Source organism: Allobosea sp. GW822-FHT05A11 (assembly GCF_058800455.1).
Window position 1 is genome coordinate 282882 of record NZ_JBXAMI010000007.1, and the last position, 21692, is coordinate 304573.

The following is a 21692-nucleotide window of genomic DNA, read 5'->3' on the forward strand; positions in this document are numbered from 1 at the left end:
GCAGCGCCCATCCTTGAAAGCACCAATGAAGTGCTTTATATAAAGCGCATGGTCAAGAAGCCTCAAACCACGATGGCGCTTCTGCTGGCGCCCAGCGACGAAGATCGCGAGGCGCTGAACGCCACCCTCGCCGCTTATCGGCAGGCCATGGCAATCCTCGACGGCACAACGGGCGCCAATCTCGTCGCGCTGCACGAGGAAGCCTATGAGGAGATCCGGGCGCAAACCGGCCTGCCCTCGCGCATGGCGACCTTGGCGCTGCGCGATCATAGCCGGCAACAGCCGAACGAACCCACCGTCGAAATCCCGCTCGACTCCAAACTCTTCGCCATCAAGGGCCCGGACAGCATCAGCATCGCCACCATCAATGGGCGGATTGTCGTCCCCTATTCGGTGGATGGCTATCGCGGTGGCTGGAACGACTTTGCCGAGGCGCGTCTGTCCTTCCAGGGATCGACGATCAGCGTCCTCGTCGCTGTCCAGGCCGGAATTCACACCCACAGGGAGAGCACGATGTCCAACGAAGGAATCCTTGCCCGCCTCGGTCGCGTGATCGCCGGCGTCGTCAACAATGCGGTCGACGCCGCCGAAGGCGCCAACACCACCGCCGTCGCGCAGCAGGCCGTGCGCGAGATCGAGAAGATCGCCGAGGAAGCCCGGGCCGCGCTCGGCGTCGCGGTTGCCGCCGGCCATCGTCTCAAGGCCAAGGCTGCCGATCTCGATGAGGAGATCCGCGACCTCGACCAGAAGATCAAGACGGGGCTGGAGAAGGGCCGCGAGGACCTTGCCCGTGCGGCGACCGGCGTCCAGATCGACCTCGAAGCGCAGCGCACCGCGCTCGCCAAGGCCGTCACCGAGAATGCCGGCGAGATCGCGGAAGCCGAGGCCACATTGCGCAGCATCGCCTCGGCCCGCGCCGATGCGATGAAGCGGCTCGACGATGCCAAGCGCGCCGAACGCGCGGTAGCCGCAAGCGATCCCGCCACGCCCTCGCAGCGCAACGATCAGCGCCTCGCCGCGGCCCTTTCCGCCGTCGAGCGCGTCACCGGAGTTCCGGCCAAGCCGATGACGGGCGCGGCGGAGGTGGATGAGCTCGGCCGCATCCAGCGCGAGGATGCGATCGAAGCCAGGCTCAGGGCGTTCCGGGAAGGCCAGCGCTGATGAGCGACATCATCCAGCCGGGCACCGCGCCCTTCTGGGTGGCGCTGATGGTCGTGGCCGGGCTCGGCCTGATCGAGCTGGTCTCGGTCCTGATCGGCGCCTCGGCCTCTGGCCTGCTCGATGACGGGCTCGGCCATCACGGGCCGGGCGACCACGAAGCCGGCCTGCTCGGCGGCTGGATGTCCTGGCTCAATGCCGGCGGCGTGCCGATCCTGGTCCTGGCGGTGATCCTGCTCACCGCCTTCGCCGTCTTCGGCTTCGCGCTGCAGAGCCTGGCCGCGCAGATCCTGCGGCCGCTGCCGCTCTTGATCGCCGCGCCGGCTGCTGCTCTGGCGGCCGTGCCGGCGACGCGCTGGGCGAGCCGCGGCATCGCCAAGGTCATCCCGCGCGACGAGACCAATGCACTGAGCCAGGCCGAGTTCATCGGCCTGATCGGCACCGTTACGATCGGCCCGCTCGACCAGGGCCATCCCGGCGCGGTTCGCGTGAAAGACCGGTACGACAATGTTCACATCCTGCGCGCCAGGGCGGCGCCGGGACATCTGATGGCAACGGGCACGCTGGTGCTGATCGTCGATGGAGCGGATGGCCTGTTCGAGGCCATTCCCGCTCCGGACAGCGTCGCAAACAGCGCCTCAACGGGGGTCTGAGACATGGATTTCTTCTCGCTCGGCATCATCGCCGCCAGCATTCTCGTCGCCATCGTGGTGATCGGCATCATCATGACGTCGCTCTACACGCGGGCGACGCGGGACAAGGCCTATGTCCGCACCGGCCTCGGCGGCAAGAAGGTCGTGCTCGACGGCGGCTCGGTCATCCTGCCGATCTTCCACTCCTATTCCTGGGTCTCGCTCAGCACGCTGCGCCTCGAAGTGAAGCGCGCCGAGAACGAGTCCCTGATCACCAAGGACCGGATGCGGGCGGATATCACCGCCGAGTTCTATGTCCGGGTGAAGCCGGATGCCGAGAACATCGCGCTCGCGGCACAGACGCTGGGCGACCGCACCAACGATGCTGATGCGCTGAAGGCGTTGGTCGAGGCCAAGTTCGTCGACGGCCTGCGCTCGGTCGCCGCCACCATGTCGCTGCGCGATCTGCAGGAGCAACGCGCCGAGTTCGTGAAATCGGTGCAGGCGGCGGTCGCGCATGACCTCCAGTCCAACGGTCTGGAACTGGAATCGGTCTCGCTGACGCGGCTCGACCAGACCGACATCAAGCATTTCAACCCGAACAACACCTTCGACGCCGAAGGCCTGACGGCGCTGACCAAGATCACCGAGGAGCGCAAGCGCGAGCGCAACCAGATCGTCCGCGACAACGAGGTCGAGATCGCGACCAAGGACCGCGAGGCCTCGCTGCGCCGCCTGACGATCGAGCGCGAGCAGCGCGACGCCGAGCTCAGCCAGGAACGCGACATCGCCAACAAGACGGCCGAAACCCGCGCAGAGGCGGCCAAGGCCGAGCAGCTCGCCCGTCTCAACGAGGAGACGGCGCGGCTCGAAGCCGAGCGCGGCATCGCCGAACGCGATTCCGAGACGCGCCAGGCCCGTGAATCCGCCCGCATCGCCGCCGAGCGCGGCATTGCCGAGCGTGAAGCGGAAGCGCGCAAGATCACCGAGACCGCGCGTATCGAGGCGGCGATCGCCGTTGCCCAGAAGACCGAGGAGGAGCAGGCCGCCCGCGCCCGCGCCGACGAGGCCAAGGCTTCCGCCATCACCGCCGAAGAGCAGGTGACGACGGCCCGCGAGGTCGAGATCGCCGAACGTGCCAAGCGCATCGCCGTGCTCGATGCGCGCCGCATCGCCGAGCAGGAGGCCACAGCGGTCACCGTCAAGGCCGAGGCCGAGCGTCAGGCCGCGGAAAACCTCGCGGCCGCGACCAAGATCGAAGCGGAGGCGGAAGCCGCCGCGGCCAAGATCCGCGCCGCCGGCGTGATCGAGCTCGGCGAGGCGCAGGCGCGCGCCGAGCGGGCCAAGAACGAAGCCCGCAACGCCCTGTCGCCGGCGATCATCGAGTTCGAGCTCAACAAGGCCCGCGTCGACATCGTGCCGGCGGCCTTGGCACAGGCGATGAAGCCGATCGAGAAGATCTCCGACATCCGCATCTTCAGCGCCGGCAATCTCGTCGGCGCGATGAATGGCGGTGCGAGCGGCGAGCAGGCGGGCGCGGTCCGCGATCTGTCGAGCCAGTTGCTCAGCTTCACCGCGCAGAAGCCGATCCTCGACGAGATCCTGAAGCAGGCCGGATTCGAGGGCGCCGATCCGACGCAGGCGCTATTGGCCGCGTCCGTGGGCGGGGCGAGCAAGGCGCCCGCGCAGCCGGCGCCTGCGGCCGAGCCGAAGACGTAGAGCCAGGCTTCCATCAGGATATTCACAACGCCGGCCGCTCCCACGGCCGGCGTCTTGTTGATGGCCTGCGACCCCTCAGGTCTCGCTTTTGCCGAAGAGCTGCGACACCGCCAGCAGCAGCGACGTCATCACGATCATGATCGTCGAGATCGCGGCGATGGTGGGATCGATCTGGTCGCGCAGCGCCAGGAACATCATCCGCGTCAGGGTCGCATTATCGCCGCCGGAGACGAAAAGCGCGATCACGACCTCGTCGAAGGAGGTCAGGAAGGACAGCACCGCCGAGGTGACGAGGGCAAAGCCGATCTGCGGCGCCGTCACCTGCAGGAAGGCTTGGGTCCGTGTCGCTCCGAGGCTGCGCGCCACGCGCTCCTGATCGAGATCGAAGCTCTTCAGGGCCGAGCCGACGATCATCATCACGATCGGCACAGCGAGCATCGTATGCGCCAGCACGATGCCGAGGAAAGAATTGACCATCTTGAGCTGCACATAGGCGTAGAACAGCGCGATGCCGACGAGGATGACCGGCACGATGGTCGGGGTCAGCAGGGCGAGGATCGCCAGCCCCGCAAAGCGCAGACGCGCGCTGTGCAGGCCATAGGCCGCGAGCGTGCCCATCGGCGTCGCCAAGAGCGCCGTGCAGAAGCCCGCCTTGAACGAGGTCGCGGTCGCCGCCATCCAGCTCGACGACGAGAAATAGGCCTCATACCAGCGCAGCGACCATTCCCGCGGCGGGAACTCCAGATATTGCGACTGGGAGAAGGACATCGGGATGACGATCAGCGTCGGGATGGCCAGGAAGGCCAGCACCAGCGCGCCGAGAGCGTAAAGCCAGAGCCGCGCGCCATGGCTGATCTGCGTGTCGCTGGCGGGACGATCGAGCCAGCTCATCTCAGTGCCCCGCCCCGAACAAACCGGCGCCGCGCGACAACCGCGCCGCCAGCACGAGCACGACGAGCGTGATCACCAGCAGCACGACGCCGAGCGCGCTCGCCGCACCCCAGTTGAAGAAGAGCTCGATATCGTTGGCGATGCGGTTCGAGACCATCGTCACCTTGCCGCCGCCGAGCATGGCCGGCGTCACGTAGAAACCAAGGCAGAGCACGAAGACGAGTGCGGCACCGGCCGCGAGCCCCGGCAGCGAAAGCGGGAAGAACACGGTCCAGAAGCCATGGACCGGCGTCGAGCCGAGGCTGGCGGCCGCGCGCAGCAGGTTGCGGTCGATCGCGCGCATCGTGCCGTAGAGCGGCAGCACCATGAAGGGCAGCATGATATGGACCATGCCGATCAGCGTGCCGCCCATGTTGTGGACGAGCTGCAAGGGCTCGCTCCAGAGACCGAGCTTCATGCCCCATGTGTTGATCAGGCCGCTACGCTGGAGCAGCACGAGCCAGGCATAGGTGCGCACCAGAAGCGAGGTCCAGAACGGCAAGAGCACCGCGATCATGCAGAGATTGGCGGCTCGCCTTGGCAGCTGCGACAGGAAATAGGCCAGGGGATAGCCGAGCAGGATGCAGATCAGCGTGGTGACGAAGCTGATCTCGAAGGTGGTGCGGAAGGTCCGGCCGTAGGACGGCTCGGCTAGCATGCGCCGGTAATGTTCGAGGCTCAGCGCGCCATTGTCGTCGAGGAAGGACAGGCCGAAGAGCCAGCCGACTGGCACGAGCATGGTGACGGTGACGAGCAGGAGCGCCGGTGCCGCGAGGCTGGCCAGCCCCATGCGCTCGCGCCACTGGTCGCGCCGCAGGCCGGCGGCGTGGTCATCGCCGGCCGGACCGGTTGCATCAAAAGTGCTGACGGTCGTCACGGCGCGCCCCGCGCCTCGTCGGATAGCAGCACGGTATCGGAGACCGCAATGCCGATGCGGACCGGTGTTCCGGGCGCAGGCGGTGGGCCCTCGCCGCCGCGCGTCGTCAGGCGCAGCGCAACCGGGCTCCCGCCGTTCAGGACCGTCTGCAAGAGCAGCGTGTCGCCCTGATAGACCGCGCCAGTGACGCGGCCTTCGAAGCAGTTCATTCCCTCGCCTTCGCCCGGTCCGAGCAGATGCAGGCGCTCCGGCCGCAGCACCATCGTGCAGCGGCCCTGCTGCGCCGGCAGATTGCTGGCGCGGATGGTCGCGCCGGCAGCACGAGCGATGCCATTCGCGATCGCTACGTCGAGGAAGGAGGATTCGCCGATAAACTCGGCGACGAACCGGCTGCCGGGATCGTCATAGATCGCGCGCGGTGTGTCGATGCGGGCGATGCGGCCGCGATCGAGGATCGCGACACGATCCGACATGGTCAGCGCCTCGCGCTGGTCATGCGTGACATAGACGGTGGTGGTGCCCAAGCGCTCATGGAGCTGGCGCAACTCGATCTGCATGCGCTCGCGCAATTGCTTGTCCAGCGCCGAAAGCGGCTCGTCCATCAAGATGATGCGCGGCTCGAAGACGATGGCGCGGGCGAGCGCGACGCGCTGGCGCTGGCCGCCGGAGAGTTGGTCGATGCGGCGGCTGCCGAAGCCGCCCAGCTGGAACATCTCCAGCGCCGACTCGACGCGCCGGGCGGTCTCGGCCGCCGGCACACGCCGCAACCGCAGCGGAAAGCCGACATTACGCGCGACATCCATATGCGGGAACAGCGCGTAATTCTGGAAAACCATGCCGATCTCGCGCTTATGCGGCGCGAGGCGAACGACCTCGCGCTCGCCGAAGCGGATCGAGCCCTTGTCGGGCCTGAGAAAACCGGCGATCGCCATCAACAGCGTCGTCTTGCCCGAGCCGGAGGGGCCGAGCAGGGTCAGGAACTCGCCCGGCCGGACGTCGAGATCGATCTCGTCGAGCACCGGCACCGCGCCATAGGCCTTGCTCAGCCGCCGGACCGCTATGGCTAAGGCCGTCGCGGAATTCGAGGCCGAAGCAGCCGCATCACGCGGCCGCTCGTGATCGCCGGCCAGTCTCATTCGGTCAGCATGTTCTGATAAGCGGAGGAGGCCTGAGCCTCGTACTTGATGTACCAGTCCAGATCGATCGTCAGCTGCTTGCCGGCATTGTCGGGATGGGACGGCAGGGTCTTGGCATAGGCCGCGTCGATCGCGCCGCCCTCATAGGCCTTCTTATTGGTCGGGCCGTAGGTGATGTATTTTGTGAATTCGGCTTGGTATTGCGGCTTGCTGATCTCGGCGAGGAACTTCATCGCCAGATCCTTGTTGGGCGCGCCCTTGGCGATCGCGAAGCAATCATAGTCGAGCAGGCCCTGGTTGAAGGTGTAGGCGACCTTGGCGCCGTCCTTGGCGGCGACGTCGAAGCGGCCGTTCCAGCCGGTGATCATGTCGACCTCGCCGTCCTTCATCAGCTGGGCATGCTGCGCACCCGAGCTCCACCAGACCGCGATATGCGGCTTCAATTCGCGGATCTTCTTGATCGCGCGCTCGATGCCGCCGGGCTGGGACAGAACCTCGTAGACCTTGTTGGCGGGCACACCGTCGGCCATCAGCGCCGGCTCCAGCGCGCCAGCCACGCTCTTGCGATAGGAGCGCTTGCCGGGGAATTTCTTCACGTCCCAGAAATCGGCCCAGCTCTGCGGACCGTTCTGGCCATAGGTCTTGGTGTTCCAGGCGAGCACGGTCGAGAAAACGTCGCCGCCGACGCAATAATCCTGCGCCGTGCCGGGCAGGAAATTCGAGGTGTCGATAACCTTGTAGTCGAGCTTCTCGAGGATGCCCTCTGCGCCGGCGCGGGCGGCACTACCGGAGCCGCTGGCGACCACGTCCCAGGTCACGGCACCGGCCTTCACCTTGAGGCGCAGGTCGGCGATGCTGGTATAGGTCTCCTCCTTGATCTTGATGCCCAGCGCCTTGGCGGCGGGCTGGAAGAGCGCCTTGCTCTGGCCCTCCTGATAGGAGCCGCCAAAGGAGACGACGGTCAGTTCCTGCGCCCCCGCGGGCGCAGCGCTCAACAGGCCAAAGCCCATGACGAGGGCAAGAGCCGTTCTCGTCGGCATCATCGGCTGGCGCGGCATGTGTCTGTTCTCCCGTTCGAACGTTGCGTTCTTGTTCAATGCGTTCCCCAAAGATGAGCGCGCGGTTGGCCTATCAGCGGCGTCCGCACGTCTCGCCTCATGCAGGGTCCGGCGAAATTGGTCTGGCCATAAGGTCCACTCTGAGAATTCGGGACGACCACTTAGCGCGCGAGACGATCGCGCCAGCTGTAGTAGAGGACCGACGGCGCGAGGAACCAGGGATTGCCGCTGTAGAAGGGCCGTGTCTGGAAGGGCAATCCGTCGAAGGCGGTCTTGCCTTCCGCAAGGCCGAGCACCTGCTGGCCGAGCCGCATGCCGAGATAGCTCGCCATGCCGACGCCGGAGCCGCAATAGCCCATGGCGTAGTGCATGCCTTCGTGCCGGCCGATATGCATCAGTTCGTCGAAGCTGTAGGCGACGAAGCCGCACCAGGAATGGCTGATCTTGCGACCCGCGAGTTCCGGGAAGATCCGGCTCATCGCGGCATGGAGCAGCGGGCCGCTGCGGCGCGGATCGGTCTCGCTCAAGGATACGCGGCCGCCGAACAGGATGCGCCGCCGGTCCGGCGAGGCGCGGTAGTAGTAGACGACCTTGCGGGTGTCGCTGACGATGCGGTTCTTCGGGATCAGCCTGTCGACCAGCGCCGGCTCCAGCGCCTCGGTCGCGATGACATAGCTGCCGATCGGGATGACGCGACGGCGGAGCCAGCCGGTCAGCGGGCCGGTATAGCCGTTGGTGGCGATGACGACATCGCGGGTACGGATCGTACCGCGTGGCGTCTGGACGAGGAAATCCTGCCCGATGCGTTCGATCCCGGTCGCCGGGCAATGCGGTACCAGTTCCGCGCCGGCCGCGACGACGCGCTGCAACAGGCCCTGATGGTAGCGGGCCGGGTTGATCGAGGCGTGGCTCTCGTAGACGACGCCGCCATGATAAAGATCGGAGCCGATCTCGCTGTGCTGCTCGGAGCGCGGCACGACATGGCAGGCGACTTCCAGCCCTTTCGGCTGGGTGCCGACGCTGCGGGCCAGCTCCTCGTATCTGCCGGGCGCATGCGCGGCATGGAAGCGGCCGACGACGCCGAAATCGCAATCGATCCCCTCGTCGCGGACGAAATCGCCGATATAGCGCAGCGAGTTCCGGCCTTCCTGCATGATCGCGAAGGCGCGCTCCCGACCATGGCGGCGGCTGAGCTCGTCGAAGCCCGGTTTCACGCTGGTCGAGATCTGACCGCCATTGCGGGTGCTGCAGCCAAAACCCGCCGCCTCGGCATCGAGGACGACGGTGTGGCGCCCGCCGCGCGCCGTCTGGAGCGCAGCCTGCAAGCCGGTATAGCCGGAGCCGACGACGACGACTTCGGCCTGCTGTGGCGGCTCGGCACGCGGCAGATCGGGCCGGGGCACCTCGTCCCACCAATAGGGCGCGGCCTTGAAATCACTGGCGAACAGATCGCTCGACATTATCGCGTCATCCCCCCGGATCAGATTCGCGCCACCACACTCTTGAGCTTGCAGTAGGAGCGCAAGCCCGCCATGCCCTTGGCGCGGCCGAAACCGGATTTGCGGTTGCCGCCGAAGGGCATCGCGATGCCGCCGGCAAAGAACTCGTTGATATAGACCTGCCCCGCATCGACCGCCCGAGCGAAGCGCCAGGCCTTCGCGTGATCGCGGGTGTAGATGCCGGCGACCAGCGCATAGGAGGTGGCGTTCGCCGCAGCCACCGCCGCCTCGAAATCGGGAACGACCTGCACCGTCAGCACCGGGCCGAAGATTTCCTCCTGCACCAGCGGATCGTCCGGGCGATCAGCCAGTACGATGGTCGGTTGATAGAACCAGCCACCGCCGCAATCCTCGGGGGGCACCACGGAGCCTCCGGTCAGGATGCGGTTGCCGGCGGCGCGGGCGCGGTCGACATGACCAGCAACTCGTGCGAGCTGCGCCGGCGAATTGATCGGCCCGATCCCGGCATCGCTGAGACCATGACCCGGCCGCAGAGCCTGCGCGCTCGCGACGAGGCGTTCGAGCAGGGGCTCGGCGATCGACTCCTCGACGATCAGGCGCGAGCCGGCCGAGCAGATCTGCCCGGCATTCTCGAAGATCGCTTCCACGATGCCGGCGATGGCCGCGTCGCGGTCGCAATCGGCGAGCACGACGAGGGGAGACTTGCCGCCGAGCTCCAGCACGAGCCGGGTGACCTGCTCGGCGGCTGCGCGCATCACGCGCTGCCCGGTCGCGACCGAGCCGGTGAAGGTGATGTGGTCGATGCCGGGATGGCCGGCAAGCGCCGCGCCGGCCTCAGCGCCTGTGCCGGCGACGACGTTGAGCACGCCTGCGGGCAGCCCGGCCTCATGCAGCAGCTCCGCCAGCATCAGCGTGGTGAAGGGCGTCTGCTCGGCCGGCTTGACGACCAGCGCGCAGCCGGCCGCAAGCGCGGGGGCGATGCCGCGCGCCGCCGTCGAGAGCGGATAGTTCCAGGGGACGATCTGGGCGGCGACACCAACCGGCTCCTCGATCGTCAGGCCGATATGATCGGGGCCGAGCGGCATGCTGTCGCCATGCAGCTTGTCGGCCGCACCGGCATAATAGGCGAAGGCCTTCACCACGCCGCCGACATCGCCCTCGGCTTCCGCAAGACGCTTGCCGGAATCGAGGGTCTCGACCACGGCGAAGCGGGCCGCGCGCTCGGCGATCAGACGGCTCGCCCGCATCAGGATCTCGCCGCGTGCGGCCGGGCTCAGACGCGACCATGGGCCGGAGAGCGCCGCACGGGCGGCCGCGACCGCGCTGTCGATGTCCGCAGCTTCACCGGCCGCGACCGTTGCAAAAGCCTTGCCCCGGCCGGGGTCGAAGCTCTCCATCCGTCGCCCGGACGCAGACTCAACGAAGCGCCCGTCGATGAAATGCCTGCCCGGCAGGCCGGCGAGCGTTCCCGTCCTGATGGCCTCGGCGACAAGCCCGGCGCGGTCCACGATCACGCGCCGATCTCCGTGACCTGATAGGCGGCTTTGTCGAGCCAGGACGGCTCGATCTCGACGCCCCAGCCCGGCCCGTCGGGGATCGCGACCTTACCGTCGCGCGCCTGCGGCGGGTTGCGCAGCAGGCCCTGTTCCCAGGGGTAGTAATCCGGCCCCTCGATCGAGAATTCGACATAGGGGCCGGCATTGGCGAGCGCGCCCATGATATGCAGGGTGAATACCGTCACCAGCGACTGGTTGGCCGAATGCGGCGTCACCGGCAGGCCGGCGGCTTCAGCCCAGCGCGCCACTGCCAGCATCCGCCCGACGCCGCCGATATAGCAGACATCCGGCTGCACCACGTCGACCACGCGGCCATCGATCATGGCGCGCCAGACCGCGAGGTCGCAGTCCTGCTCGCCGCCGGTGACGTCGAGGTCGAGGGCGTCGCGGACCTCGCGCGTCCAGGCATGCTCCCAGTAGGGACAGGGCTCCTCGAAATGGACGATGCCGTGATCCTGCAGCATCTTGCCGACCGCGATGGCCTTGGCCGGCGAATAGCCGCTATTGCCGTCGACGAGCAGCGTCGCCTCGGCGCCGAGCGCGCGCCTGATCTGCAGCACGATCGCGTCCGTCCGGCCCGGCCATTCGTCGATGTCGCGGCCGCATTCGCGCCCGACCCGGAACTTGAAGGCGCGGTAGCCATGGGCATCGCGCAGGCGCAGGAAGCGCTCAGCCTCGGCTTCGGGCGTGATCTCGCCGCGCTTCATGCTGGAGGCATAGACCGGGAAGGGACGCGGCGTGCCGCCGAGCAGTTCGCAGACGCTTTTCCGCTCGATCCGCCCGCGCAGGTCCCATAGCGCGGTATCGAGCCCGGTCATGGCGCGGCAGAGATAGGAGCCGGGAAACTTGTGCTCGCGCTCGCCGATCGTCGCGATCAATTCGTCGATGTCGAAGGCATTCTCGCCAACCGCCCAACGCGCGACCTGCCGGTGGAAGACCGTCGCGGTGATGTCGGCGTTATAGGGCGAGAACTGGCCCCAGCCTTGGCTGCCATCCTCGCATGTGGCGCGGACGAAGCCGACGTCCTGCGTCGAGAAGCTTTCGAGCCGGGTGATCTTCATCGCTGCCGCTATCCGTTTCGGGAGCGCCACCCGACAGAACCGCGGGCAGCTTCGGCGCAAGAAGGGGCTTGAATTGGCCTGATCCCAAGGTCCATTCTCGCCAAATCGACAGTCCACTATCCCTCAAGGCATCATGGTCAAACGCGAGGAAGGCGCCCTGCTCCAGTCGATCGTCCTGGACCGCGAGGGCGAGCATGGGCTCAGCGTCCAGATTTGTGCGGGCCTGCGCGAATTGATCCTCGGGGGCGCGCTCAAGGTCGGCGAGCGCCTGCCGGCGACGCGCACGCTGGCGCAGGAATTCAAGGTCGCCCGCACCACCATCGTCGAGAGCTTCGAGCGGCTTGCGGCGGAAGGACTGATCGAAACCCGCGTCGGCTCCGGCACCTATGTCAGCCAGGCGCTGGCGAACGAACGACCGGCGCCAGCCGCCGCAGCTACCGCCGCGCCGACCGCGCGGGTCAAGCTCGCGCAGGCGATGAACACAGCGTCAAAACTGTTCGGCACGCGCCTGCCGCACCAGCCCCGCGCCTTCACCACGGCGATGCCGGCCTTCGACGCCTTCCCGATGGCGCAATGGGCGAGACTCTCGGGCAAGCACTGGCGCAAGCCGCGCCATCAGGTGCTCGGCTATCCCGACCCGCATGGCGAACGGGGCCTGCGCCAGGCCATCGCCGCGCATCTCAGGCTCAATCGCGGCATCGCCTGCGAATGGCAGCAGGTCTTCGTCGTGGCGGGCGCGCAGCAGGCCTTCCAGCTCATCGCCGCGACGCTGCTCGATCCCGGCGACAAGGTCTGGTTCGAGGACCCCGGCGCGATCGGCGCTCGCAACAGCATGATCCAGTCCAGCGTCGACATCGTGCCCGTTCCGGTCGACGCAGCCGGGCTCGTCGTCGAGGAGGGCCTGCGCCGCGCGCCCGAGTTCCGGCTCGCCTTCGTGACGCCAGCACATCAGCAACCGCTCGGCGCCAAGATGAGCCTGGAGCGGCGTCTCGCCCTGCTGGAGGCGGCCGAGGCCAGCGGTGCCTGGATCATCGAGGACGACTGGGACGGCGAATTCTGCTTCCAGGGCGCACCGATGGCGACATTGACCAGCATCGATCGCAGCGGCCGGGTGATCTATGTCGGGACCTTCTCGAAGACGCTGTTCCCATCGCTGCGGCTCGGCTTCCTCGTCGCGCCGCCGCATCTCGTCGAGCAGATCGGCATCTGCCTGGAGGCGTTCTCGCCCGGCGTTCCGACGGCCTTGCAGGGCATCGTCGCCGATTTCATCGTCGAAGGCCATTTCGCGACGCATGTCCGCCGCATGCGCAAGCTCTACCAGGAGCGTTATCAGGCACTGGAGGATGCGGCGCGGGAGCATCTGGCGCCTGATCTGGAGGTGGTTCCGACCCAGACCGGCATGCACACCATCGCCTATCTCCGCGACGAGCTCGATGCGGTCACGCTGACGCAGGCCGCGGCCCGGCGCGGCGTCACAGTCGCGCCGATCAGCCGCTTCTGCCTCGAACCCATCGCGCGGGACGGGCTCGTACTCGGCTTCAGCGGCTTCACGCCGGCTGAGATCAAGACCGGCGTGCTCGATCTGCGCCGCGCCATCGATGACCTCATGGCGAGCGGCGAATGGACTGGCATTTCGGTGGGAATGGCCCTTAGCGGGAAGCCCAATTCTGCTTAGGAATCGTGTCGGGCTGGCTGGGTGAGAGCATCTTGAGCGAATGGGACGTGATCATCGTCGGCGCGGGTTCGGCCGGCTGCGTGCTGGCCGGGCGGCTTGCCGAAGCCGGCCAAGGCTCGATCCTGGTGATCGAAGCCGGGCCGCGCGATATCAGCCCCTGGGTCCATCTGCCGATCGGCTACGGCAAGACCTTCTACCATCGCCGCATGAACTGGATGTACCGGACCACGCCGCAAGCCGAGCTGGACGGGCGGGAGATCTACCAGCCGCGCGGCAAGGTCGTCGGCGGCTCCAGCGCGATCAACGCAATGGTCTATGCCCGCGGCCAGGCCGAGGATTTCGACGAGTGGCAGCGGCTCGGCAATCCCGGTTGGGGCTGGGCCGAGGTGCTCGCCGCCTACAGGCGCATGGAGGACCACGCGCTGGGCGCCTCCATCTGGCATGGCGCTGGGGGGCCTCTCCATGTCGAGAACGTCGCCGCTGAAGTCCACCCGCTGACCCCGCTCTTCGTCAGAGCGGCCGGCGAAGCGGGCCTGCGCTTCAACCCGGACCTGAACGGCGCGACCAGCGAGGGCGCCGGCTTCTACCAGATCACCACGCGCGACGGCCGGCGCGAGTCAGCGGCACGCGCCTTCCTGCATCCGGCAAGGCGGCGCGGGCGCGTGAAGCTCGAAACCGACATGCAGGTCACACGCATCCTGTTCGACGGGCGGCGCGCCGTCGGCGTCGAGGCGAGGCGCGGCGGGGAAACCTTGCGCTTCCGCGCCCGGAGGGAGGTCGTCCTCTCCGGCGGCGCGTTCAACTCGCCGCAGCTCCTGCAACTCTCGGGTATCGGCTCGGCGGAGCTGTTGAAGCAGCACGGCATCGCGCCGCTGCTCGACCTCCCCGCCGTCGGGCAGAACCTGCAGGACCATCTCTGCTACGATCATGTCTACCGTTCGAAGCGACCGAGCCTGAACGACGCGCTGCTGTCCTGGCCCGCCCGTATCGGCATGGCCGCGAATTATCTGATACGCCGCCGCGGGCCGCTGTCGCTCAGCGTCAACCAGGGCGGCGGTTTCTACCGCACAAGGCCCGAACTGACGCGGCCGGATATGCAGCTCTATTTCTCGCCCTTGAGCTATGAACGCGCCGTGCCCGGCGTGCGCGCCCTGATGAAACCCGACCCGTTCCCCGGTTTCAGCCTCAGCGTCTCGCCCTGCCGCCCGCTCAGCCGCGGCCATGTCGCGATCCGTTCGCCCGATCCGCATGTCGCGCCGGAGATCGCACCGAACTACCTCTCCGAGCCCGAGGACCTCCGCATCCTGCTGGAGGGCGCGCGCTTCCTGCACCGCTTGGCCGCAACGCCGACGCTCTCCGCCGTGATCGATGCCGCAATCCGGCCGGGGCCGGAAGCCGTCAACGATGCGGCCAATGTCGCCGCGATCCGGGCAAATGCCTATTCCGTCTTCCACCCTTGCGGGACCTGCCGGATGGGGCCTGACGCCAGCGACGCCGTCGTCGACGCCACATTGCGGGTGCACGGGATCGAGCGCTTGCGCGTCGTCGATGCCTCGATCTTCCCGACGATACCCTCCGGCAACATCAACGCCCCGGCCATGATGGTCGGAGAGCGCGCCGCGGAATTGATGGCCGCTGGGTGAAGCCAAACCTCTTTGAATATTCAGGCGGCAGGATGCGAGCCGGCTATTCCGCCGGGCGCATTCCCGTGTGAAGATCGCGCATCGGGGATGGATGACCGGCATGACTCAAGCCTACACGCTCGACGCTCTAAAAGAGGATGTCGCCGCCGGCCGCATCGATACGGTGCTCGCCTGCCTGGTCGACATGCAGGGGCGCCTGATGGGCAAGCGCTTCCATGCCGCCTTCTTCCTGGAAAGCGGGCATCACGAGACACATAGCTGCAACTACCTGTTGGCCACCGACATGGAGATGGAAACCGTAGCCGGCTATGCTGCGACAAGCTGGGCCGCCGGTTATGGCGACTACACCATGAAGCCGGACCTCTCGACGCTGTGCCGGGTGCCGTGGCTGGAGGGCACGGCGCTCGTGCTCTGCGACGTGCAGGACCATCACGGCCATGACATCCCGCATTCGCCGCGTGCGGTGCTGAAGAAGCAGGTCAGGCGGCTCGAGGCGATGGGCCTCAAGGCCTATATGGCGACCGAGCTCGAATTCTTCCTGTTCGACCAGAGCTACGAGAACGCCTGCGCCAGCGGCTATCGCGACCTCAAGACCGCGAGCAGCTACAACGAGGACTACCACATCTTCCAGACCACCAAGGAAGAGGCGGTGATGCGCGCGATCCGCAACGGATTGCAGGGCGCCGGCATCCCGGTCGAGAACTCCAAGGGCGAGGCTTCGGCCGGGCAGGAGGAGATCAATGTGCGCTATGCCGACGCGCTGACGATGGCGGACCGGCACGCGATCATCAAGAACGCCTGCAAGGAGATCGCCTGGGCGCAGGGCAAGTCGATCACCTTCCTCGCCAAGTGGAGCAATGCGCATGCCGGCTCCTCCTCGCATATCCACCAGTCGCTCTGGAGCGCCGACGGCAAGACGCCGCATTTCCTCGATGCGCAGGCGAAATACGGCATGTCGCCGCTGATGCGGAACTATGTGGCGGGGCTGCTCGCGCATGCTTCCGACATCACCGGTTTCCTCGCGCCCTATATCAATTCCTACAAGCGCTTCGTCGCCGGCACCTTCGCGCCAACCAAGGCGATCTGGAGCGCCGATAATCGCACCGCCGGCTACCGGCTCTGTGGCGCCGGCACCAAGGGCATCCGCATCGAATGCCGGGTCGGCGGCTCGGACCTCAACCCCTATCTCGCCATGGCGGCGCTGCTCGCGGCCGGCATCGACGGCATCGAGAAGAAGATGGAGCTGGAGGAGGCCTTCGTCGGCGACGCCTATGGTGGCCGGGACGTCCGCGAAATCCCCAAGACCCTGCGCGATGCGACCGTGGCGCTGAAGGGCTCGGCGATGCTGCGCAAGGCCTTCGGCGACGACGTGATCGACCATTATGTCCGCGCCGCAGAATGGGAGCAGGAGGAATACGACCGCCGGATCACCGATTGGGAAGTGAAGCGCGGCTTCGAACGCGCCTGACCCGGCTCCCTCCCCCAGCAGCGAATTTCAGCCAGACGGATAGTGACGATGACGATGATCCGATGCATGTCGCCGGTGGACGGTTCGGTCTATGCCGAGCGGCCGGCCCTGAGCTTCGACGAGGCCAAGGCCGTGGTCGCCCGCGCCCGCAAGGCGCAGAAGACCTGGGCGAAGCGCCCGCTCGACGAGCGCATCGCGCTGGTGCTCAAAGGCGTCGCGCGGCTCAACGAGATGGGCCAGGAGGTGGTAACCGAACTCGCCTGGCAGATGGGCCGGCCGGTGAAATATGGCGGCGAGTTCAAGGGCTTCAACGAGCGCTCGAACTACATGGCCTCGATCGCTGGCGAGGCTCTGGCGCCTGTTGTCATCGAGGACAGCGCCGCCTTCAAGCGTTCCATCGCGCGCGAGCCGCATGGCGTCGTCTTCGTGATCGCGCCGTGGAACTATCCCTACATGACCGCGATCAACTCGGTCGCGCCGGCGCTGATCGCCGGCAATGCGGTCATCCTCAAGCATGCCAGCCAGACGCTGCTCACCGGCGAGCGATTGGCGCGGGCTTTCCATGAGGGGGGCGTGCCGGAAGAGGTCTTCGCCAATGTCTTCCTCGACCATGAGACCTCGTCGCGCCTGATCGCCGAGAAGCAGTTCGACTTCATCAATTTCACCGGCTCGGTCGCGGGCGGTCAGGCGATCGAGCGCGCCGCCGCCGGGACCTTCACCGGGATCGGGCTGGAGCTCGGCGGCAAGGACCCCGGCTATGTGATGGAGGACGCCGATCTCGACAAGGCTGTCGACACGCTGATGGACGGCGCGACCTTCAATTCCGGGCAATGCTGCTGCGGCATCGAGCGCATCTACGTCCATGAGAGCCTCTACGATGCCTTCGTCGAGAAATCGGTCGCCTGGGTCTCGAATTACCGGCTCGGCAACCCGCTCGATCCCGAGACTTCGCTCGGTCCGATGGCGCACAAGCGCTTCGCTCAGGTGGTGCGCGAGCAGATCGCGGAGGCGACCGCTAAGGGCGCGCGGGCGCTGGTCGACCCCAAGCTTTTCCCGCAGGATGATGACGGCGCCTATCTCGCGCCGCAGATCCTGGTCGATGTCGACCATTCCATGACGATCATGCGCGAGGAGACCTTCGGCCCGGCGGTCGGCATCATGAAGGTGCGCGACGATGCCGAGGCCCTCGCGCGGATGAACGACTCGAAATACGGCCTTACCGTCTCGCTCTGGACCGGCGATGCCGAGCGTGCCGCCCGTTTGGGCGAGAGCCTCGAAACCGGTACCGTCTTCATGAACCGTGCCGATTATCTCGACCCGGCCCTGTGCTGGACCGGCGTCAAGGAGACCGGGCGCGGCGGCTCGCTCTCGGTCATCGGCTTCCACAATCTCACCCGTCCGAAATCCTACCATCTGAAGAGAGCTGGCTGATGCCGATCACCGCGAACTGGAGCTATCCGACCGCCGTCAAGCTGGGCGCCGGGCGGATCAGGGAACTGGCCGATCACTGCAAGGCGCTCGGCATGAAGCGGCCGCTGCTCGTCACCGATCGCGGGCTGGCGACGATGGCGATCACGGCCAATGCGCTCGACATCCTTGAGGCCGGCGGGCTCGGCCGGGCGATCTTCGCCGATGTCGACCCCAACCCGAACGAGCGCAATCTCGATGACGGCGTCCGCGCCTTCAAAGCGGGCGGGCATGACGGCGTCGTCGCCTTCGGCGGCGGCTCCGGCCTCGATCTCGGCAAATGCGTGGCCTTCATGGCCGGCCAGACCCGGCCGGTCTGGGACTTCGAGGATGTCGGCGACTGGTGGACGCGCGCCTCGATCGAGGGCATCGCGCCGATCGTGGCGGTGCCGACAACGGCGGGCACCGGCTCCGAGGTCGGCCGCGCCTCGGTCATCACCAATTCGCAGACCCATACCAAGAAGATCATCTTCCACCCCAAATTCCTGCCGGGCGTGACGATCTGCGACCCCGAGCTCACGGTCGGCATGCCCAAGGCGATCACGGCGGGCACCGGCATGGACGCCTTCGCGCATTGCCTGGAAGCCTATTCCTCGCCGTTCTTCCACCCGATGAGCCAGGGCATCGCGCTCGAAGGCATGCGATTGGTGAAGACCTATCTGCCACGAGCCTATGCCGATGGCGGGGATATCGAGGCGCGCACGCAGATGATGGCCGCTGCCGCGATGGGCGCCGTCGCCTTCCAGAAGGGGCTGGGCGCGATCCACTCGCTCTCCCACCCGGTCGGCGCGGTCTACCACACCCATCACGGCACCACGAACGCCGTGGTGATGCCGCCGGTGCTGCGCTTCAACCGCCCGGCGATCGAGGAGAGGATCGCCGCGGCTGCTGCCTATCTCGGCATCGCGGGGGGCTTCGACGGCTTCTACGATTTCGTGCTGAAGCTGCGCTCCGATCTCGGCATTCCCGACAAGCTCGGCGCGCTCGGCGTCGGCACCGACCGGATCGACGAGCTGGCCGAAGCCGCCGTGGCCGATCCCTCGACCGGCGGCAATCCGGTGGAGCTGACGGTCGATGCGGCGCGCAAGCTGCTGATCGAATCGATCTGAGATCGAGAGTGACTACCGACCGGCGCGCAATTGGCGGACGATGTTCGCCGCGCGCCGGATCGCGGTGATCGCAGCGCCAACAGCGATGAGCCAGAGCGCGCCGACGAGAACCTGATTGTGGCCGCTCCAGAGCGGCTCCAGCAGCGACAGCACCGCCGCCGCCGTGATCACAGCCATGCGATGCTGCTTGGCCATCGGGCCGGAGAAATCGGCCGGCAGGCCGCAATTGCGGCCGAGCTCGCGGGTATAGGCGGTCAACACTGCAAAGGCCGCCGCCGCCCAGCCCAGCGTCGGAACGCCTGCACCGTAACCGACGCCGACGAATATGAGGATATCGGCGACGCGATCCGGGAATTCGTTCCAGAATGGCCCGTCAGGCGCCTGCTTGCCGCCCTCGATCGCCACCATGCCGTCGAAGAGGTTGCAGAGCAGCCTGAACTGGCAGAATAGCGCGGCTGCCAGCAACAGAGCGACGCGGGAACCGCCGCTAGCTGCGCCCGCCTGCCAGAAGGCGATGCCTGCGCCGGTCGCCATGACCATGCTCGCCATCGAGATCTGGTTCGGCGTCACCGAAGCCGTGCTCAGCTTGCGGGCGATCGTGCGGGCCCAGCCGGAATCGCGGCTGGAGAGCGGGCGGCGGTTCTCGTCCTGCGCCATGGTTCAGGCCTTCCGGATGCGCCAGAGCGAATAATTGTAGAGCGCCGCGTAGCTCGTCGCGACGGTCAGCGGCACGGCGATCGTCTTCGCGATCTCGGGCGTGCCACTGACCGTGTGCAGGATCGTCAGCAGTGTCGCGGAGACGAGGCCCGCGATCGCGGGCGGCGCCAGCAGGGCGGCGAGGCCCGAGAAGCGGCTGGCGAGATATTCGATCGCGCGTTTCAGGACGAGCGTGATCGTCGCCGAGATCGCGCCCTGCAGCAGCCCGGCCTGGAGCGGCGCCGGCATCGGATGGGCGCGGTTGGCGAAGGCGGCCCAGCCGCCCATGGCGAGGAAGGCGAAGCCGACATGGACGATGCTGCTCCGCATCAGGCGCGCGGGCGGTCCGCTCATACAGCCGACCAGCCGTAGCGAACGAGATGGAAGAAGATCGGGGCGGAGAAGACGACCGAGTCGAGCCGGTCGATGAAGCCGCCATGGCCGGCGATCAGATGGCCCCAGTCCTTGACGCCGCGGTCGCGCTTGATCGCCGACATGACGAGCCCGCCGCAGAAGCCCAGAAGGACGATGACGAGCGAGAGGAAGGCGGCCTGCAGGGCTGTGAACGGCGTCATCCAGGACAGGCCGGCGCCGACCGCGGTCGCGCTGAGCGCCCCGCCGACGAAGCCTTCGACCGTCTTCGATGGCGAGAGCTTCGGCGCGATCTTGGTGCGGCCGATGAGCTTGCCCCAGACATATTGCAGGACGTCGCTGATCTGCACGACGATGACGAGGAAGGCGATCAGAAGGACATTGCGGCCCTCGTAACCGGCAATGTCGAGGCTGAGCAGCGCCGGCACATGCGAGGTGGCGAAGACGCAGATCATCAGTGCCCACTGCACTTCGGCGATGCGGACGAGGAAATGGTCTGTATCGCCGCGGGCTGCCGCGATGATCGGCATCAGCAGGAAGGCGTAGACGGGAATGAAGATCGAATAGAGCCCGTACCACTCGATCCAGATCAGGTAGTACTGCACCGGCAGCACGACGAAGAAAGCCGCGGCCAGCGCCCAGTGGTCGGCGCGGCGCGTATCGGTCAATGTGATGAATTCGCGCAAGGCCGCGAAGGAGCAGAAGCCGAAGAGCAGGGTCACGCCGGTCTTGCCGCCGATGAGCGCGAGCCCCATCAGCACGACCATGATCCACCAGGCCCGGATGCGGTCGTTCAGGTTCTCGACCACGGCATTGGAGCCATCGGGCGAGAGCTTGCGCTGCAGCACGAAGCCGATTGTCGAGGCGACGACGAGGACGCCGAGGATGCCGGCGAGCACGGCCACCAGATCGGGATGCGGCATCGTCATGGCGCGTTCGCCTTCGGGGACAGGGCGAGCAGCGCGGCTTCGGCCCGCGCCAGGAAGTCCTGCTTGCCCTCGCCATCGGCAAGGCGAAGCGGCGCGCCGAAGGTGACCGTGCAGATCAGGGGGATCGGCACGAACTCGCCCTTGGGCATGACGCGGTTGAGATTGTCGATCCAGGCCGGCACCAGCGCCACGTTCGGTCGCGCCTGCGCCAGATGAAACAGGCCGCTCTTGAACGGCAGCAGGCGGGCATCGGTGGTGTTGCGCGTGCCCTCGGGGAAGACGATCAGCGAGGAGCCGGCATCGAGCGCCTCAGTCATCTGGATGATCGGGTCGCTGGTGCGGCTCTCGCGGTCGCGGTCGATCAGCACGGCATTGAAGACGTCGCGGCCGATAAAGCGGCGCAGGCCGCTTTTCAGCCAGTAGTCGCTTCCGGCAACCGGCCGGGTCGCGAAGCGCATGCGCCGCGGCAGCACGGTCCAGATCAGGACGAAATCGCCATGGCTGGCATGGTTGGCGAAGTAGATGCGCTGCTCGTCGCTGGGCTCGACGCCTACCCAGCGGCCACGCACGGCCGTGATGAAGCGGGCGAAGAAGAGAATGAGCGCGCCAGCCAGACTTGCCCCTGCCTCACGCATTCGCCGATCTCGCCCCCGTTAGCCGCGCAAAGGAGGTAGCGTCTGTTTCAGGCGCTGTCGATATCGGCGGCTCGCCGACGCAAGGGCAGCAGCTGCGACAGCCGGGGACAA

Annotated in this window: 19 protein-coding genes; 8 read left to right on the forward strand and 11 right to left on the reverse strand. The window is 67.0% G+C overall.

From position 1 onward, the window contains the following. The first annotated feature begins 72 nt into the window (after positions 1 to 72). From AC1RLU_RS23340 to AC1RLU_RS23350, 3 genes are read left to right on the forward strand one after another with little or no spacing between them, the layout of a single operon-like run. Positions 73 to 1161: a PspA/IM30 family protein gene (locus AC1RLU_RS23340; RefSeq protein WP_492798497.1), complete on the forward strand. Its 1089-nt coding sequence runs from the start codon at positions 73 to 75 to the stop codon at positions 1159 to 1161. Continuing rightward, positions 1161 to 1811 carry an OB-fold-containig protein gene (locus AC1RLU_RS23345; protein WP_492798498.1) on the forward strand — a complete coding sequence of 217 codons (651 nt, stop codon included), beginning with the start codon at positions 1161 to 1163 and terminating at the stop codon, positions 1809 to 1811. The genes AC1RLU_RS23340 and AC1RLU_RS23345 overlap by 1 nt, the downstream gene beginning before the upstream one ends. A gap of 3 nt (positions 1812 to 1814) precedes the next feature. Beyond that, complete coding sequence (locus AC1RLU_RS23350) at positions 1815 to 3509, forward strand: flotillin family protein (RefSeq protein ID WP_142114521.1); 1695 nt, start codon at positions 1815 to 1817, stop codon at positions 3507 to 3509. Between the two features lie 75 nt (positions 3510 to 3584). Here the strand turns inward: AC1RLU_RS23350 and AC1RLU_RS23355 are convergent, their stop codons facing one another. The 7 genes from AC1RLU_RS23355 to AC1RLU_RS23385 form a co-directional block, all read right to left on the reverse strand. Further along, positions 3585 to 4400: an ABC transporter permease gene (locus AC1RLU_RS23355; protein WP_492798499.1), complete on the reverse strand. Its 816-nt coding sequence runs from the start codon at positions 4398 to 4400 to the stop codon at positions 3585 to 3587. Between the two features lies 1 nt (position 4401). After that, positions 4402 to 5316 (reverse strand): ABC transporter permease, encoded by a 915-nt coding sequence (locus AC1RLU_RS23360; RefSeq protein WP_492798500.1) that lies wholly within the window; start codon positions 5314 to 5316, stop codon positions 4402 to 4404. After that, positions 5313 to 6452 carry an ABC transporter ATP-binding protein gene (locus tag AC1RLU_RS23365; RefSeq protein WP_492798501.1) on the reverse strand — a complete coding sequence of 380 codons (1140 nt, stop codon included), beginning with the start codon at positions 6450 to 6452 and terminating at the stop codon, positions 5313 to 5315. Before AC1RLU_RS23365 ends, AC1RLU_RS23360 begins: the two co-directional genes overlap by 4 nt. Next, positions 6449 to 7510: an ABC transporter substrate-binding protein gene (locus tag AC1RLU_RS23370; RefSeq protein WP_492798502.1), complete on the reverse strand. Its 1062-nt coding sequence runs from the start codon at positions 7508 to 7510 to the stop codon at positions 6449 to 6451. The genes AC1RLU_RS23365 and AC1RLU_RS23370 overlap by 4 nt, the downstream gene beginning before the upstream one ends. A 161-nt stretch (positions 7511 to 7671) precedes the next feature. Then, positions 7672 to 8970, reverse strand: a complete 1299-nt coding sequence (locus tag AC1RLU_RS23375) for an NAD(P)/FAD-dependent oxidoreductase (RefSeq protein WP_492798503.1) — start codon at positions 8968 to 8970, stop codon at positions 7672 to 7674. 20 nt (positions 8971 to 8990) lie between these two features. Further along, complete coding sequence (locus tag AC1RLU_RS23380) at positions 8991 to 10484, reverse strand: aldehyde dehydrogenase family protein (protein WP_492798504.1); 1494 nt, start codon at positions 10482 to 10484, stop codon at positions 8991 to 8993. Next, complete coding sequence (locus AC1RLU_RS23385) at positions 10481 to 11587, reverse strand: mandelate racemase/muconate lactonizing enzyme family protein (protein WP_492798505.1); 1107 nt, start codon at positions 11585 to 11587, stop codon at positions 10481 to 10483. Before AC1RLU_RS23385 ends, AC1RLU_RS23380 begins: the two co-directional genes overlap by 4 nt. Positions 11588 to 11720: 133 nt before the next feature. Between AC1RLU_RS23385 and pdxR the strand changes: the two genes are divergently transcribed. From pdxR to AC1RLU_RS23410, 5 genes are all read left to right on the forward strand, one after another. Continuing rightward, positions 11721 to 13262, forward strand: a complete 1542-nt coding sequence (gene pdxR, locus AC1RLU_RS23390; RefSeq protein WP_492798506.1) for a MocR-like pyridoxine biosynthesis transcription factor PdxR — start codon at positions 11721 to 11723, stop codon at positions 13260 to 13262. A gap of 32 nt (positions 13263 to 13294) precedes the next feature. Continuing rightward, the gene (locus AC1RLU_RS23395; protein ID WP_492798507.1) at positions 13295 to 14905 is read left to right on the forward strand and encodes a GMC family oxidoreductase; all 1611 of its coding nucleotides are present in this window, start codon (positions 13295 to 13297) and stop codon (positions 14903 to 14905) included. A 100-nt stretch (positions 14906 to 15005) separates the two neighbouring features. Next, on the forward strand, positions 15006 to 16373 hold the full coding sequence (locus AC1RLU_RS23400; protein ID WP_492798508.1) for a glutamine synthetase family protein: 1368 nt from the start codon (positions 15006 to 15008) through the stop codon (positions 16371 to 16373). Between the two features lie 48 nt (positions 16374 to 16421). Continuing rightward, positions 16422 to 17804, forward strand: a complete 1383-nt coding sequence (locus AC1RLU_RS23405) for an aldehyde dehydrogenase family protein (protein ID WP_492798509.1) — start codon at positions 16422 to 16424, stop codon at positions 17802 to 17804. Next, the gene (locus tag AC1RLU_RS23410; RefSeq protein ID WP_492798510.1) at positions 17804 to 18949 is read left to right on the forward strand and encodes an iron-containing alcohol dehydrogenase; all 1146 of its coding nucleotides are present in this window, start codon (positions 17804 to 17806) and stop codon (positions 18947 to 18949) included. The genes AC1RLU_RS23405 and AC1RLU_RS23410 overlap by 1 nt, the downstream gene beginning before the upstream one ends. Positions 18950 to 18961: 12 nt before the next feature. Here AC1RLU_RS23410 and AC1RLU_RS23415 read toward each other — a convergent pair whose 3' ends face one another. Genes AC1RLU_RS23415 through AC1RLU_RS23430 form a run of 4 tightly spaced genes read right to left on the reverse strand, consistent with a single transcriptional unit; the run spans position 18962 to position 21581 of the window. Continuing rightward, a complete protein-coding gene (locus AC1RLU_RS23415) occupies positions 18962 to 19606 on the reverse strand; it encodes a CDP-alcohol phosphatidyltransferase family protein (protein WP_492798511.1) in 645 nt (214 codons plus the stop codon). A gap of 3 nt (positions 19607 to 19609) precedes the next feature. Continuing rightward, positions 19610 to 19999: a hypothetical protein gene (locus AC1RLU_RS23420; protein WP_492798512.1), complete on the reverse strand. Its 390-nt coding sequence runs from the start codon at positions 19997 to 19999 to the stop codon at positions 19610 to 19612. Continuing rightward, positions 19996 to 20946 (reverse strand): phosphatidate cytidylyltransferase, encoded by a 951-nt coding sequence (locus AC1RLU_RS23425; protein WP_492798513.1) that lies wholly within the window; start codon positions 20944 to 20946, stop codon positions 19996 to 19998. Before AC1RLU_RS23425 ends, AC1RLU_RS23420 begins: the two co-directional genes overlap by 4 nt. Next, the gene (locus AC1RLU_RS23430; RefSeq protein ID WP_492798514.1) at positions 20943 to 21581 is read right to left on the reverse strand and encodes a lysophospholipid acyltransferase family protein; all 639 of its coding nucleotides are present in this window, start codon (positions 21579 to 21581) and stop codon (positions 20943 to 20945) included. The genes AC1RLU_RS23425 and AC1RLU_RS23430 overlap by 4 nt, the downstream gene beginning before the upstream one ends. Positions 21582 to 21692 lie beyond the last annotated feature (111 nt).

What these genes read in the sequence shown, in the direction of transcription:
- AC1RLU_RS23340 (WP_492798497.1), top strand. Translation starts at nt 73, where the DNA reads ATGGCGCTTCTGCTGGCGCCCAGCGACGAAGATCGCGAGGCGCTGAAC.
- pdxR (WP_492798506.1), top strand. Translation starts at nt 11,721, where the DNA reads ATGGTCAAACGCGAGGAAGGCGCCCTGCTCCAGTCGATCGTCCTGGAC.
- AC1RLU_RS23420 (WP_492798512.1), bottom strand. Translation starts at nt 19,999, where the DNA reads ATGAGCGGACCGCCCGCGCGCCTGATGCGGAGCAGCATCGTCCATGTC.
- AC1RLU_RS23405 (WP_492798509.1), top strand. Translation starts at nt 16,422, where the DNA reads ATGACGATGATCCGATGCATGTCGCCGGTGGACGGTTCGGTCTATGCC.
- AC1RLU_RS23350 (WP_142114521.1), top strand. Translation starts at nt 1,815, where the DNA reads ATGGATTTCTTCTCGCTCGGCATCATCGCCGCCAGCATTCTCGTCGCC.
- AC1RLU_RS23430 (WP_492798514.1), bottom strand. Translation starts at nt 21,581, where the DNA reads ATGCGTGAGGCAGGGGCAAGTCTGGCTGGCGCGCTCATTCTCTTCTTC.
- AC1RLU_RS23410 (WP_492798510.1), top strand. Translation starts at nt 17,804, where the DNA reads ATGCCGATCACCGCGAACTGGAGCTATCCGACCGCCGTCAAGCTGGGC.
- AC1RLU_RS23345 (WP_492798498.1), top strand. Translation starts at nt 1,161, where the DNA reads ATGAGCGACATCATCCAGCCGGGCACCGCGCCCTTCTGGGTGGCGCTG.
- AC1RLU_RS23385 (WP_492798505.1), bottom strand. Translation starts at nt 11,587, where the DNA reads ATGAAGATCACCCGGCTCGAAAGCTTCTCGACGCAGGACGTCGGCTTC.
- AC1RLU_RS23370 (WP_492798502.1), bottom strand. Translation starts at nt 7,510, where the DNA reads ATGCCGCGCCAGCCGATGATGCCGACGAGAACGGCTCTTGCCCTCGTC.
- AC1RLU_RS23355 (WP_492798499.1), bottom strand. Translation starts at nt 4,400, where the DNA reads ATGAGCTGGCTCGATCGTCCCGCCAGCGACACGCAGATCAGCCATGGC.
- AC1RLU_RS23425 (WP_492798513.1), bottom strand. Translation starts at nt 20,946, where the DNA reads ATGACGATGCCGCATCCCGATCTGGTGGCCGTGCTCGCCGGCATCCTC.
- AC1RLU_RS23365 (WP_492798501.1), bottom strand. Translation starts at nt 6,452, where the DNA reads ATGAGACTGGCCGGCGATCACGAGCGGCCGCGTGATGCGGCTGCTTCG.
- AC1RLU_RS23415 (WP_492798511.1), bottom strand. Translation starts at nt 19,606, where the DNA reads ATGGCGCAGGACGAGAACCGCCGCCCGCTCTCCAGCCGCGATTCCGGC.
- AC1RLU_RS23375 (WP_492798503.1), bottom strand. Translation starts at nt 8,970, where the DNA reads ATGTCGAGCGATCTGTTCGCCAGTGATTTCAAGGCCGCGCCCTATTGG.
- AC1RLU_RS23400 (WP_492798508.1), top strand. Translation starts at nt 15,006, where the DNA reads ATGACTCAAGCCTACACGCTCGACGCTCTAAAAGAGGATGTCGCCGCC.